This window comes from Nocardiopsis sp. N85, from assembly GCF_028882275.1.
GTDB classification, from domain to species: domain Bacteria; phylum Actinomycetota; class Actinomycetes; order Streptosporangiales; family Streptosporangiaceae; genus Nocardiopsis; species Nocardiopsis lambiniae.
This window is the reverse complement of the sequence record NZ_JARBUT010000014.1, coordinates 47567-60949: the sequence shown is the minus strand read 5'-3', so window position 1 is coordinate 60949 and position 13383 is coordinate 47567. Positions and strand designations below refer to the sequence as shown.

Here is a 13383-nt window from a genome sequence, read left to right as displayed (position 1 = left end):
GCCCGCGAGGGAGTCGCGGACCGTGAGCGGGTGATGACAGGAGCGCTCCCAGAATCGGGAAACTAGCATGGAAAGCGCATTCCCGATACCCGTGCGATCACCGAGGGCCCGCGCCGGCGGTCACCCGCCCAGGCACCGTCCCCGTCCTGGACCATGACACGGCCCGCGCGCACCAGCGGGTGCCGGACGGGGTGAAACAGCCGCCGTGGTCGATGACCATTCCACGAAACCGGCGCCCATCGGAAGCGGATCACAGAAGGTCGCCGCACGGGGTCATTGGCGGGTCACCCCGACGGTGTGGGTGCCCTTCTTGAGGTCGCCGGTCCCGTCCACGACCAGGACCACGTCGTCGGTGCTGAGGCGGCCGATGACGTAGCCGCGCAGGTCTGCGGCCAGGGCGGTTTCGTTCAGAGCGGCCCGGTTGAGCAGGTGCTGGATCCGCTGAGGGGCCCGGTGTCCGGCGTGCTCGGCCAGGGTCCGGCAGTTCTTGCGGGTGAGTGGGGCGAGCAGGGCGCGGATCATCTGGCGGGTGGTGGTGCGGGTCTCGGGCCGGGCCGGGTACGGGTCGACGATCGTGCTGGTGGTCGCGTTCAGCAGGTGCGGCCACCGCCTCGGGATTTGTCGTCTTCACAACCATCGATGATCGGGCGGTGGCCGTTGCCGTGTCCGGAAAACGGCCATATCAGCGCGGTCGAACACCACGAGATCCCTACGAACGTGATCGTTACCGATCAAACCGGAAGTCCGACTGGAGTACCGGAAGAGGGTAACGGCCACTGTCGGAAGCGAACCCCGTATTCGAGGGACGAAAGTCCTTCTACACCGAAAACGGATGTGATTCGATGGCCCATCGCCCTTGAGAGGATGTGGTCAACTGGAGACATGAGCGATTCCGACCGCCCCACCGAGGCCCGGACGGACACACGCCGGACGAGCGTCACCGCGCTGGGTGACGCGCTCGCCGCAGCCGACATCAAACGGCTGGTGCGTGCGTCCCGCGAGGACGATGGGAACGAAGTGGAGCGGATACGGAGAAGATACACCGGCGAGTAGGTCGACCTCGGCCACAAACCCTACGGGGCAAGGCTTCATGTTAGTTTCGTGGTCCGCGATTCGCGTTCCGGAGCGGCCTGATCGGAGCACCATGGAACTGGTACTGCTGGCCAAGGACGACAAGTCGGGGGACAAGGGCTGTCCCTCCGTCTACCTCAGCGACACGGGTGAGTTCGTCGTCCAGGGGGTCGGGCTGAACGACACCGACTTCAGTGAGCTGGCCGATCCCCTGCCCGGTGAGACCGCCGTGCGCATCTCTCCCGAGATCGTCCTGGCCGCTGTGGAGGCCTACCGGCGGAGGAGCGTGTGACCCCTTCCGACGGCGGTGGTATCCGGCCCGTGGACACGGAGGAATTCGACCGGTTCTTCACCGAATGCCGCTACACCGCCTTCCGGCTCGAAACACTTCAAATCTACGACGTCGGTTATGAGGAGGAAGCGTTCCGGCGCTTTCTGGCCGACGGCCAGATCATCACCACCGACTCTCACTCGGAGTGGGCGCGCATCGTCGGTGGCGAGCGCCATTTCCGTCGTGTGCACGTGGTCATCGAACCCCTCACCGACTACCTGCGATTCGAATGCGTGTGGGCCTACCGGTCCAACGTCGAAGCCGGCGAGGACGTCAACATCCTGCCCGTCGCAGAGAACACCTGGCCCGCGGGCATCCCCCGCTCCGACTACTGGCTGTTCGACTCGCATCGCCTGGTGCGGATGAACTACGCGCCGGACGGAACCATGCTCACCCCCGAGCTGGTGACCGACCCCGGAGAGGTCGTCCTGGCCAACGCCGTACGGGACCGGGCCCTGCACCTGTCGGTCCCCTTCAGCGAATACGAGAAACGTTTCGACGCCGACATGAAACCCCTGTGACGAACTCCCACGACGACCGCACAGAGAACACCGTGTACGGCAGCCCCGAGGCCGTGGTCCAAGCGGGCACCGTCCACGGTGGCATCCACATCGCCTCCTCCCCCGGCCGCTCCGCACCGGTCCCCCGCCAACTTCCGTTGCCGGCCACCGGTTTCGTGGGCCGGACGACACATCTGCGGCGCTTGGACGCTTTGGCGGAGGAGGCGAAGGTCCGTGTCCCGGTCGTGGTGCTGTCCGGCCCACCCGGTGTCGGCAAGACCGCGCTGGCCGTTCACTGGGCGCACCGTGCCCGAGCCCGATTCCCCGGCGGCTGCCTCTACGTCGGCGTCCACGCACACGCCCCGGGCCCGCGCGCGGAGGCCGCACAGAACCTGGACTCCCTCCTGCGGGCGCTCGGCGTCCCTCCCGACCGTGTCCCTTTGGACCTGGACGGCCGCTCGGCCCTGTACCGTACCGAGACCGACGGCAAGCACCTGCTGATCGTCATCGACGACGTGCTCGGACCGGCTCAGGTGCGTCCGCTGCTGCCCGCCTCACCCGGCTGCATGGTGGTGGTGACCAGCCGTAACACGTTGTCGGGGCTCATCGCCCGGGAGGGGGCCCGACGCCTCCCCCTGGACGTCCTGCCGATGGCCGACTCCGTGGCACTGCTCCGGAACACGATCGGTCCGCGTGTGGACACCGACTCCACCACGGCGCACGAACTGGCCGAACACTGCGCGCGTCTCCCCTTGGCCCTGCGGGTGGCGGCCGAGCGGCTCATCGACCGCCCCGACGCGTCATTGAGCGATCTGGTGACCGAACTGGCCACTGAGGAGTCACGCCTGGACGCGCTCTCCGAGGAGGACGAACTGAGCGACCTGCGCGCGGTGATGAGCGCCTCCTACCGTGCCCTGGACCACGACACCGCCCGCTTCTTCCGCGCTCTGGGGCTACACCCGGGGGCCGAGTTCTCGTCCGGGGCGGCCTCGGGGCTCACCGGGGCCCGATGGGACGAGGCCCAGCGGTTCCTGGAACGGCTGACCCGCGCGCATCTGGTGGAACGCGTGCGGGAGGACCGCTACCGCCTGCACGATCTGGTACGTCTGTACGCGATCGAACGCGTCGAGGCCGAGGACGGGCCGAAGGCACGGAGTGAGGCCGTCGGCCGGGTCGCCCGGTGGTACACCCACGCCGCCGCCCGCGCCCAGGCCACCGAACACCCGCACTTCCCGGTCGTCCCCGGCGCCGAAGCCCCCGACGGCCTGCCCCTCTTCTCCTCTCCCGGTGAAGCCCCGGCCTGGTTCGAGCAGGAGCACGCCACTCTGCTCGCCGTCACGGGGTCGGCTTTCGATCACGGCCACCTCGAAACCGCCTGGCGATTGCCCGCGAGTACCTATCCGCTGTTCGAGCGACACCGGCGCTGGGAGCAGTGGTGCGCTCTGCACGGTATCGGGCTGCAAGCAGCCGAGAACGCGGGAAGCGTCTTCGGAGCGGCCCGCAACCACCTGGGGATGGGTGACGCCCAGTGGTTGTCGGGGAACCTCGACGCGGCCGTCCGTCACTACGGTGCGGCGTTGTCGGCCGGCCGAAAGGCGGGGGACCCGTGGGTGGAGGGGTTCTCCCTGCGACAGTCGGGAACGGTCCTATGGCAGCTCGGGGAACGGGGAGACGGTAGGGCGGTCCAGTACATCGAGCAGGCCGTCACGGTCTTCCGGGAGGCGGGAGAGGATCGGGGCGCGGCCATGGGGCTGCTCAGCCTCGCCGAGATCAACGCTGATCTGGGGCGGTGGGACGAGGCCTTCGGGCACTGTCGTTCGGCCGTCACGGCCTTCGAGGAGATCGGGGCCGCCTGGAGTACGGCCTGGGCACGGTGCACCCTGGGTCGCATCCTCACCGAGACCGGCCGGGCAGAGGAGGCGGTGGCGGAGTACCGGACGGCCGCACGGGAGTTCGAGGATCGTGACGATCGGGACAGCCGGGCGGTGGCCTTCATCGGCCTGGGCGAAGCCCACCTGGTGATGGGCGAACCCACTCGCACCGCTGAGGTGTGGCGAGCGGCTCTGGAGTACCTGCGCGACCACGACGATCCGCGGGCCGACCGGCTGTCGGAACGCCTGGCGGATCTGGGGTACTGAACACGTGGAAGCGGGGCCCGACCGGTATCCGGTCGAGCCCCGCTCGGTGATCAGGGTGCGGTCAGACCTTGCGCCACCGCGGGACCCAGGCGCCGTCCTCGACGACGTAGTCGCCGAACAGGGCCGGGGCCTCCTTCTGGAGGGTCTCGCCGATGAGGTGGAAGAGCAGGCGGATCTCCTCCTCCGCTCCGGGGGCGGTGCGGGCCTCCAGTGTGTGACGCAGGGTGCGCACGTTGGCGCTCCACACCAGCCCGGTGGCCACGCCCTCGGGGGCGAAACGGCGCATGAAGGAGGTCTTGTGCTTCTTCTCCGCGAACTTGACGCCCTCGTCGTCCAGGCCGAAGTGGTCGGCCATCCAGAGCTGGAACTCCTCCATCCGCTGGAGCATCTCGCCCGCGCGCTCCATCAGCTCCGGGTCGTCCTGGGCCCAGTCGGGGAACCAGAACGGCAGGTCGCTCAGGCGCACGAAGCGCAGCGACTCCTGGGAGATGGCCACGCCCGGCCGGTGCCGGATGAGTTCGTGGGTCAGGACGCGGGACACGTTGTGCAGGACGAACCCGAAGGTGACGTGCTCCAGCACCGAGCCGTGCAGGCTGGCCAGGATGTTGCCCAGGTAGGCGTCCTGGTCGGTGCGCACGCGGGTGACGTTCGGGTTCAGGCCCGGCTCCCAGGAGCGGTAGCACAGGCGCCCGGCGAACTCGGCGAGGTTCTGCGGGTCGTTGAGGTGGTCGTCGAGCTCGCCGCGGTCGAAGCGTTCCAGCCAGGACTGCCCGCCGACCTCCTTGAGATAGTCGGCGATCGCGTCGTAGTCCACCTGCGGACGCGAGATCAGTCGGACCTGCGGTTCGACCCTCTTCACTGCACTGCCTCCCGTGTCGTGGCCCCGCCCCGGGCACGCCGCTGGGCCGTGACCGGAACCGGGCACGGGGGACGTGGAACGGGGTGGGGCTGATCAGCCTTCCCCGAGGGTACACGTCCGGCCGGGTCCCACGCGGACCGAAGGCATGGGGCCGCCCCGGCGCGGTCGAGGACCGCGCCGGGGTCGTGGGGTCATCCGGCTAGATACCGAAGAAGTAGCCGGGGGTGAGGAAGAGTCCGAGCACGATGGCGATGATGCCCCAGAGGAGCTGTCCGCGCACCACGCCCAGGACGCCGACGATGAGAAGAATGATTCCGAGGATCGTAAGCAGAATACCCATGCCCCACCTCTGACCGAGAAGAAGCGGATCAAACAAGACGAAGCACCAAGAAGCTTAAAATGTTGTCGACAGACAACATTTTTCGCAGCTGAGCGGGGGCGAATGTGACCCCCGTCACACTCGCCCGCGCCCCCCTTCCCCGTCAGCCTCGGGCCAGGCGCAACGCCCGTGCGACGATCTCCTCCCCGACGGAGGCCGTGAGAATCGATTCCGGATGGAACTGGACCGCGTACCGGCGGTTCTGCCGGTCCTCGATGGCCATCACCACCGGCTCCTCGCCCTCCGCGTCGATGACGGCGGTGACCTCGTAGCCCTTCACCAGTTCGGGCAGGGCGTAGGTGGAGTGGTAACGGGCCGCCTGGAACAGACCCTCCTCCCCGAGTCCGGAGAGCAGCGCGCCGCCCAGGGCGCGGACCCGCCCCGGCTTGCCGTGCACGGGCTCGTCCAGGGTGCGCAGCTCCCCGCCGGCGTGCTCCACCATGCCCTGCAATCCCAGGCACACCCCGAACACCGGCAGGTTCCGGGTCCGGAGTTCGTCGAGCAGGGCCGACATGCCGAAGTCGACGGGCAGACCCGGGCCGGGCGAGAGCACCACCAGGTCCGGGGCCAGTCGGTCCAGGAGCGAGGGCTCGAACCCGTAGCGGACCGTGATCACCTCGGCCCCGTGGCGTCGCACGTAGTCGGCCAGGGTGTTGACGAAGGAGTCCTCGTGGTCGACCAGGAGGACCTTCATGCCCTCCCCCGGCCGCTCGTCGTCGTCCCGCGTCTTCGTGGCGCCCACCCGCGCGAGGGCGGTGTCGTCCTCCTCGCTCAGGGCGAGGGTCTCCAGCAGGGCCCGCGCCTTGAGGAACGTCTCGCGCTCCTCGGCCTCGGGGTCGGAGTCGTAGAGCAGGGTGGCGCCCACCCGCACCGCCGCGACGCCGTCGCGGATGTGGGCGGTGCGCAGCGTCAGCCCGGTGTTCATGGCGCCGTTGAAGTTGATCACCCCGACCGCGCCGCCGTACCAGCGGCGGGGGCTGGTCTCGTGCTGCTCGATGAAGCGCATCGCCCACGTCTTGGGGGCGCCGGTGACGGTCACCGCCCACATGTGGGTGAGGAAGGCGTCCAGGGCGTCGAACTCCCGGCGCAGGGTGCCCTCGATGTGGTCGACGGTGTGGATGAGCCGGGAGTACATCTCGATCTGGCGGCGACCGATGACCCGGACGCTTCCGGGTTCGCACACCCGCGACTTGTCGTTGCGGTCGACGTCGGTGCACATGGTGAGCTCGGACTTCTCCTTGACGGAGGAGAGCAGCTCCTGGATGTTCTCCGCGTCGCCCAGGGCGTCGTCGCCCCGGCGGATGGTGCCGGAGATGGGGCACGTCTCCACCCGCTGGCCGGTTCCGGGGTCACCGCTGACCCGCACGAACATCTCCGGGGAGGCGCCGACCAGGTACTCGCCCCCGCCCAGGTTGAAGAAGAACTCGTAGGGGGCGGGGTTGCGCTCGCGCAGCAGCTCGTAGAAGCGGGCCGGCGAGGAGCAGCGGGCGTAGGTGCGGTGTCCGGGGACCACCTCGAACAGGTCGCCGCGCCGGAACCTCTCCTTGGCGTGGGCGACGACGCGGGCGTAGGAACCGGGCTCGGGGTCCTCGGGGACCTCCCCGGCGACGACCGGCGGGGTGGGCGCGGTCAGCCGGTCCAGTCCCCGGGTCCGGGCCTCGGGCCGGCCGGGGCCGGCCGGGACGGCGAAGTCGTAGGTGTAGCGCACGCACGTCTCGCGCTTGCGGTCGCGCACGACGATCGCGTCGGGCAGGTGCAGGACCAGGTCGCGGTCGATGGGGTCGCGGTCGATGTGCCGCTGGATGGGTTCGAACTGGAAGGCCAGGTCGTAGCCGAAGGCGCCGTACAGGCCCAGGTTGCCGTCCTCGGGGGCGCTCAGGACGTCGACGACGGCGCGCAGGGCGGTGAAGACGCTGGGACGGCGGCTGCGCTCCTCCTCGGTGAAGAAGACTCCGGGGTCGGGTTCGGGGACGGTGACGGCCGCGTGGTCGGGTCCGCTCTCGAAGTCGACACCGGTGGTCTCCAGCGCGTCGGCGATGACCGGGAGCAGCACGCGGCCGCGTTCGTTGAGGGCGGTGGCGGTGACGCGACGGCCGCGGGTGGTGAACTCCAGGCACGGGTCGACGTACCCCAGGTGCCAGCGGTCGTAGCGGCCCGGATACTCCATACCGGAGGACAGGACACCGCCGCGACGGTACTCGACGTCACGGACGAGGTCGGTGAGGATCTCCGGATCGCAGGGGGTGGCCTGGCGGTGGACGGTCACGCCGCCCCGGGTGCGGTACGTGGTGGTCTGTGCGTCGCTGGATGTCACGGCCGGTCCTTCTGGCGCTGGTCGGGGTGGGTCACACCGGCCGGGGGCCGTGAAACGGAAACGACCGCCGGTCCGGGGCGGTCGCTGCGAGAGATACGCGAAACATCGACGCCGCCTAGAGGCGGCGCCACCACTGGGCCTGAACGGAGGTGTTTCGCATGGGGCAGAGTGTAGCGGGTGCGGGGGCGCCTGAGGAGCCTTCGGGGAAAGTCCGCGTGATCCGTGTCGGCGTCGCCGGGAGGGGAACGGCCGAGCGGGGCGCTCTCACCCGCCCCGTCCATGCCGGGGGCCACGGCGTGCTACGGTGGGAAACTCTGCACGCCAAGGACCAAGAAAAATCTTGTCCTTAGCGCTTAGCCTATCAGAAGGATGCCCGTGGGTCAATCCGACACCTCCGGAACGGTCTCCCCCGAGCGCGCCGCACTGGCCGCCGAACAGGGGCGGGTCGACGCGATGTACACGCGGCTGGACGAACTGCGCGACCGCACCGCGCACCGGCTCGCCGCCGCCCACCTCCAGGAACGCTCCGGTTTCGCCGCCATCGTGGAACGCGAGTCCCGCGCGTACGAACACGCGCGGGAGCGCGCCCGCCTCGGTTCGGTGGAGGAGGGGCTGTGCTTCGGCCGGATCGACATCGTCCACGACGACGGCCCCGAGGCCCGCTACATCGGTCGGATCGGCCTGCGCGACGCCGAGTACGAGACCATCCTCGTGGACTGGCGGGCCCCGGCCGCCCGCCCCTTCTACGCCGCCACCCCCGGCGACCCGCAGGGGGTGACCCGCCGACGCCACCTGCGCGTGCGCCGCCGACGGGTCGTCGGCCTGGACGACGAGGTGTTCGACATCGACGGGCTCGGCGCCGACGACCGCCGCCAGCTCGTCGGTGAGGCCGCCCTGCTCTCGGCCCTGCGCAGCGGCCGTACCGGCCGCATGGGCGACATCGTCGCCACCATCCAGACCGAACAGGACCGGGTGATCCGGGCCCGGCTCGACGGCGTGCTCGTGGTCCAGGGCGGGCCCGGCACCGGCAAGACCGTCGCCGCCCTGCACCGCGCCGCGTACCTGCTCTACACCCACCGCGACCTACTGGAGCGGCGCGGCGTCCTGGTGGTGGGACCCAACCCGGCGTTCCTGCGCTACATCGGCGACGTCCTGCCCTCCCTCGGGGAGACCGACGCGGTCATGAGCACCCTCGGCGGACTCTTCCCCGGGGTGTCCGCCCACCGGCACGACCCGTACCCGGTGGCGGCGCTCAAGGGGGACACCCGCGTCGTCGGTCTGCTCCGGTCCGCCGTCGCCGACCGACAGCGCACCCCGCGCGAGGCGTTCGGCGCCGACGACCTCGTGGTGGAGGTCGACGGCACCACCCTCACCGTGCCCGGATCGATCTGCGCGCACATCGTGCGCACCGCGCGAGGGCTGCGCCTGGGGCACAACGTCGCCCGCAGGTACACCGTCACCGAACTCCTCTCCGCGCTCGCCCGAGCCGAGGCCGAGGCCCTGGGCCGCCCGTTCCAACGGGAGGACGTGCGGTTCGTCCGCGAACGCCTGTGGTCCGAGGACCCGGTGCGCGACGCCGTGGACGCCCTGTGGCCGGTGCTGACCCCGCAGGCCCTGCTGAGCGGTCTCCTCACCGACCGCGACGCGCTGTCCCGGGTCGGCGCCCGGGCCGGGTTCTCCCCCGACGAGGCCGCCCTGCTCCACCGTCCCGCCGACGCCGACTGGACGGTCCAGGACGTGCCGCTGCTCGACGAGGCGGCCGAACTGCTCGGCCGCGACGACGGCGGGCGCCGCGCCCGCGAGCGCCGTGCCGCCGCCGAGCGCGCCGAGGAGGAGCGCTACGCCCAGGGGGTCCTGGAGTTCACCGGCCTGGCCGACGAGGGGGTGATGGACGCCGCGACCCTGGCCGCCCGCCACCGCCACGACGGCACCGGCCTCACCACCGCCGAACGCGCCGGCGCGGACCGGGAGTGGGCCTACGGGCACGTCATCGTCGACGAGGCCCAGGAGCTCTCCCCCATGGCCTGGCGCACGGTGATGCGCCGGGTGCCCACCCGCTCCCTGACGGTCGTCGGCGACCTCGCCCAGACCGGCAGCGCCGCCGGGGCGGTCTCCTGGACCGGGGCGCTGGAACCGTACGCGCGCGGCAAGGTGCACGTGGAACGGCTCCGGGTGAACTACCGCACGCCCGCGCCGATCATGGAGGTCGCCGCCGACGTGCTGCGCGAGGCCGCCCCGGACGAGGAGCCCCCGGAGTCGGTGCGCGAGGACGGCGCCCCGCCGCGCGCGGTGCCCCTGCCCGCCGACCTGGACGGGCTGGCCGCGCTGGTGGACGGGGAACGGGTCCGGATCGGCGAGGGCACGGTCGCGGTGATCACCGCCGACGACCGGGTGGCGGCGGTACGGGCGGCCCTGCCGACGGCCGCCCGCGCCGAGGACCTGGAGAAGCAGGTGGTGGTGCTGACCGCCACCGAGGCCAAGGGGCTGGAGTTCGACGCGGTGGTGGTCGTGGACCCGGAGGCCCTGCTGGCGGCGCCGCGCGGTGCCAACGACCTGTACGTCGCCCTGACCCGCGCCACCCGCCGCCTCATCGTCGCCCACATCGGACCGCTCCCCGCCGTCCTGGGGAGGCTGGCCGGCTGAGGCGACGGCCCGGTGAGCGGCGTGGGGAAGGGAAGCCGCCGGTCCGGGCACCGCAACCTCGCCGGTCCGGCCCCGGACGCGGAGGCCGGCGGTCCGGCCGCCCTGGTCCGGGCCGGCGGCCTCACCGAGGGCGCCCCACCGGAACGGTTGTCGGAACACCTGGACGGCTGCGGGGACCGGGATCTCCTCGGCCTCCTGGCCCGCCGGCCGGTGGGCGCCGGCGCCGGCGCGGGGTGAGAGCCCGGACCGGTCGGCCCCGGAGCGTTCGGTGGGCCCTGGAAGGTTCGGTGGGCCCGCCGGGAAGCGGTCACCAGCCCCCGTCGGGCACCGACTCCCGGAGCCGGGGGAGAGCGGCCTCCCACACCGTGGTGAACCACACCGAGAACGGTGCCTCGGCTCGCAGCCGTTCCAGTTCTCCGGGGGTGACCGCGCGGACCTCCGCCACCTCCCGGGGGTCGGGGCGCGTCGGCCGGTCGGCGCGGCCGACGAAGAGGTGGTTGTACTCGTGCTCCACCAGCCCCGACTCCGGGTCGGGGTGGCGGTAGGTCACCGTGCCGGCCTCCCGGAGCAGGGCGGGCGCCATCCCGAGTTCCTCGCCGACCCGTCGAACGGCGGCGATGAGCGGCCGTTCCCCGGGAAAGGGGTGGCCACAGCAGGTGTTGGACCACACACCGGGCGAGTGGTACTTGTCCAGGGCCCGGCGCTGGAGGAGCAGTCGGCCGCGGTCGTCGACGAGGAAGACCGAGAAGGCCCGGTGCAGGGTGCCCGGCGCCCGGTGCGCCGCCAGTTTCTCGGCGGTGCCCGTGGTGGCCCCGTGCTCGTCGACCAGTTCGAGCATGATCGTGTCGGCGGGCGCCGGCGCGCGCTCGGGCGGTGCGGTTCTCGCGGTGTGGGACATCGCCGTCCTTCGTGCGTACGGGTGGTGACTGCCGTGTGCGGCGTCGGGGCCGTGCCCGCGGACGGGCACGGCCCCGGGTGCTCAGATGCGGTCGGCCGCGATGAGCAGGTAGTGGAAGCTGCGCTCACGGTAGGCGGTCAGGAAGGGCTCCTCGACGCCGGTGGCGACGGAGGAGTGGGACCGCAGCTCCCAGTAGGGGATGGTGGCGTCGGTCAGGTCCACCACGGAGATGGGGACCAGCCCGTTGGCCGCCATCGCCTTGAAGTAGGCGCTGCGCGGATGGATGTTGCACGTGTAGTGCTCGTCGATGCGGCTGACCGCCTTGGAGCGGCCGCCGGTCACGTCGTTGTAGCAGCCGGTGATCGTCACGTAGCGGCCGCCGTGGCGGAGCAGGCGGGCGTGCTCGGCGAAGAGCTCGAACAGGTCCACGTACATCGTGGACTCGTTGTTCCAGCTCGCGCTGAGCGACCCGGTCTCCAGCCCGGTGTCGAGCATGTTGCGGAAGTGGAAGCGCACCCGGTCGTCCACCCCGCGCTCGCGGGCCTGGGCGTTGCAGAAGTCCACCTGCTTGCGGGAGATGCTCACCCCGTCCACGGAGCAGCCGAACCGGGCGTTGGCCATGAAGCTCGTCCCGCCCCGCCCGGATCCGGTGTCCATGATCCGGTCCTCGGGCCCCAGCGGCCCGAGGTGATCGAGCAGCAGCTCGGCCTGGGCCGTCTCCAGGCGGTGCATCTCCTCGATGACGCGCTGGTCCCGGGTCTCCTCGGGGCCCTCCAGGACGGAGGGGTCGTAGTCCCCCACCCCGTAGTGGTGGTGGTACAGGCCGTCCACGTCGCCGAGGCGGATGTTGACCGGGTCCTGTTCGGCGTTCCAGTAGGCGGCCACCGATTCCTGGTAGGCGGTGCGCAGGACCTTGTCCGCGGTCGAGGGCATGGTGTCGGTCATCGAGAGGAACTCCTTGTCGTCATGGTGTGCGCGGGCCGACCCGGGGGCCGGTCCCGTGGAGCGTGCGCTCGGTTCAGGCCTGAGCGGTCCGGTGATAGCGGGCGGTGCTGGCGTGCCACTCCCGGCTGCCGCCCATCCAGGCCCACAGGCCCCAGAGGAATCGGCCCAGTTCCGGGGGCCCGGTGGCGGCCAGTGCGGCGGCCTCGGCCTCGAAAACGTGCATGAGCTCGTCGTGGATCGCGACGGTGCGCTCCATCGCCTCGCGGGGCGAGCAGCCGTCCTCGGTCTCGATGAGGCGGGGCAGGCTGAAGTCGTCGACGTCCTCCTTGCCCATGGAGTAGAGGTCGTTGACGATGACGCTGGCGGACCCGGCCAGGGTGAACACCCGCCGGACCTCGGGCCGACCGAACTGCTCGGCGGGCAGCTCGTATCCGGCCACCGGGTCGATGAGGGCCATGCACGGCACGAAGCTGTTCTCGTGCCGGTGCATGAGGAACTCCCAGACCGGCGGGCGCTGCCCGGTGGTGTACCAGACGCCTTCCTGGTTGTAGGCGACGAACATGATGGCCAGTTCGTGCCGGAGCCTGCGCACCTGCTGCCAGGTGGCGTACCTGCCCAGGTTCTCGATACTGGAGCGCAGGGCCACCGCGACGGGGTCGGCCCGCACGACCCGTTCCAGTTCGGGGGCGTAGCGGCGCGGCAGGTGCGCCTGGTCGATCACCGAGTGGGCGATGGCCAGGCGCTGCCCGAGCAGGTCGTGCCGGGCCTCCTCGACCTCCCCGTCGACGTAGTGGTCGTCCACCGACCACTCCGCGAGGGCGCACTTGGCGGCCGCCAGCAGCCGGTCGGGGTCGTCGGTCTCGGGGTGGGCGAGCATGATGAGCCGCCCGAACCCGGCGGCCCGCACCCGGTCGAGCTGACCCGGGTAGACGCCGACCTCCTCGGCCCAGGCGACGAGCCGGTCGTCCACCTCGTCGCCGAGCGCGGGGTCGTCGCGCACCGCCGGAGGGCAGTACAGGACCGGCACGGGGTCGGCTCCCCCGCCCGCGACCCGTGACCCGGCCACCTCGGTCCCCACCGATCCCGAGGACGGGAGCGGGCCCGGCGGGTGGACCGGCAGGGACGGGGTCCCGGTCCCCGCGCCGTTCGGCGCGGGGCCCCGGCCGGGCATCGGCAGCTCGGCGGGGCCCGGACGTCTGGGGTCGCGCAGCAGCGCGTCGACCAGCGCCGCCGTCTCGGGGGCGGCGGGCGCCGCGAACATCCTGGACAGCGATGACACCGTCTCACCCCTCCTTCGTCGGTGTC

General features: G+C 71.3%; 12 protein-coding genes and 1 pseudogene. 6 read left to right on the top strand and 7 right to left on the bottom strand.

Going from position 1 to position 13383, the window contains the following annotated elements:
• Positions 1-276: 276 nt before the first annotated feature.
• Positions 277-618: pseudogene (locus PWG71_RS19415) on the bottom strand (transposase); the annotation flags it as partial.
• 264 nt (positions 619-882) lie between these two features.
• On the opposite strand from PWG71_RS19415, the gene PWG71_RS19410 reads away from it, so the two are divergent.
• The 4 genes from PWG71_RS19410 (at position 883) to PWG71_RS19395 (ending at position 4040) form a co-directional block, all read left to right on the top strand.
• Positions 883-1053 (top strand): hypothetical protein, encoded by a 171-nt coding sequence (locus PWG71_RS19410; RefSeq protein WP_274811308.1) that lies wholly within the window; start codon positions 883-885, stop codon positions 1051-1053.
• A gap of 91 nt (positions 1054-1144) precedes the next feature.
• Positions 1145-1363: a hypothetical protein gene (locus tag PWG71_RS19405; RefSeq protein WP_274811306.1), complete on the top strand. Its 219-nt coding sequence runs from the start codon at positions 1145-1147 to the stop codon at positions 1361-1363.
• Entirely contained in the window at positions 1360-1923 is a 564-nt protein-coding gene (locus tag PWG71_RS19400; protein WP_274811305.1) for a DUF6879 family protein, read from the top strand. The genes PWG71_RS19405 and PWG71_RS19400 overlap by 4 nt, the downstream gene beginning before the upstream one ends.
• On the top strand, positions 1920-4040 hold the full coding sequence (locus PWG71_RS19395; protein ID WP_274811304.1) for an ATP-binding protein: 2121 nt from the start codon (positions 1920-1922) through the stop codon (positions 4038-4040). The genes PWG71_RS19400 and PWG71_RS19395 overlap by 4 nt, the downstream gene beginning before the upstream one ends.
• Before the next feature lie 61 nt (positions 4041-4101).
• Here the strand turns inward: PWG71_RS19395 and thyX are convergent, their stop codons facing one another.
• From thyX to PWG71_RS19380, 3 genes are all read right to left on the bottom strand, one after another.
• Positions 4102-4899, bottom strand: coding sequence for an FAD-dependent thymidylate synthase (thyX, locus tag PWG71_RS19390; protein ID WP_274811303.1), 798 nt, complete (start codon positions 4897-4899; stop codon positions 4102-4104).
• A gap of 199 nt (positions 4900-5098) precedes the next feature.
• Positions 5099-5239 carry a GPGG-motif small membrane protein gene (locus tag PWG71_RS19385; protein WP_274811302.1) on the bottom strand — a complete coding sequence of 47 codons (141 nt, stop codon included), beginning with the start codon at positions 5237-5239 and terminating at the stop codon, positions 5099-5101.
• A gap of 142 nt (positions 5240-5381) precedes the next feature.
• Positions 5382-7592: an anthranilate synthase component I gene (locus PWG71_RS19380; protein ID WP_274811300.1), complete on the bottom strand. Its 2211-nt coding sequence runs from the start codon at positions 7590-7592 to the stop codon at positions 5382-5384.
• Between the two features lie 369 nt (positions 7593-7961).
• Here PWG71_RS19380 and PWG71_RS19375 point away from each other — a divergent pair, with 369 nt between their 5' ends.
• Complete coding sequence (locus tag PWG71_RS19375) at positions 7962-10235, top strand: HelD family protein (protein ID WP_274811299.1); 2274 nt, start codon at positions 7962-7964, stop codon at positions 10233-10235.
• Between the two features lie 21 nt (positions 10236-10256).
• On the top strand, positions 10257-10472 hold the full coding sequence (locus PWG71_RS19370; RefSeq protein WP_274811298.1) for a hypothetical protein: 216 nt from the start codon (positions 10257-10259) through the stop codon (positions 10470-10472).
• A 70-nt stretch (positions 10473-10542) separates the two neighbouring features.
• On the opposite strand, the gene idi is transcribed toward PWG71_RS19370, so the two are convergent.
• The 3 genes from idi to PWG71_RS19355 all read right to left on the bottom strand — a co-directional run bounded on the left by idi (position 10543) and on the right by PWG71_RS19355 (position 13357).
• Entirely contained in the window at positions 10543-11133 is a 591-nt protein-coding gene (gene idi / locus PWG71_RS19365) for an isopentenyl-diphosphate Delta-isomerase (protein ID WP_274811297.1), read from the bottom strand.
• Between the two features lie 81 nt (positions 11134-11214).
• Entirely contained in the window at positions 11215-12078 is an 864-nt protein-coding gene (locus tag PWG71_RS19360) for a geranyl diphosphate 2-C-methyltransferase (RefSeq protein ID WP_274811296.1), read from the bottom strand.
• A 73-nt stretch (positions 12079-12151) separates the two neighbouring features.
• Positions 12152-13357 carry a family 2 encapsulin nanocompartment cargo protein terpene cyclase gene (locus PWG71_RS19355; protein WP_274811295.1) on the bottom strand — a complete coding sequence of 402 codons (1206 nt, stop codon included), beginning with the start codon at positions 13355-13357 and terminating at the stop codon, positions 12152-12154.
• Between the last annotated feature and the right edge of the window lie 26 nt (positions 13358-13383).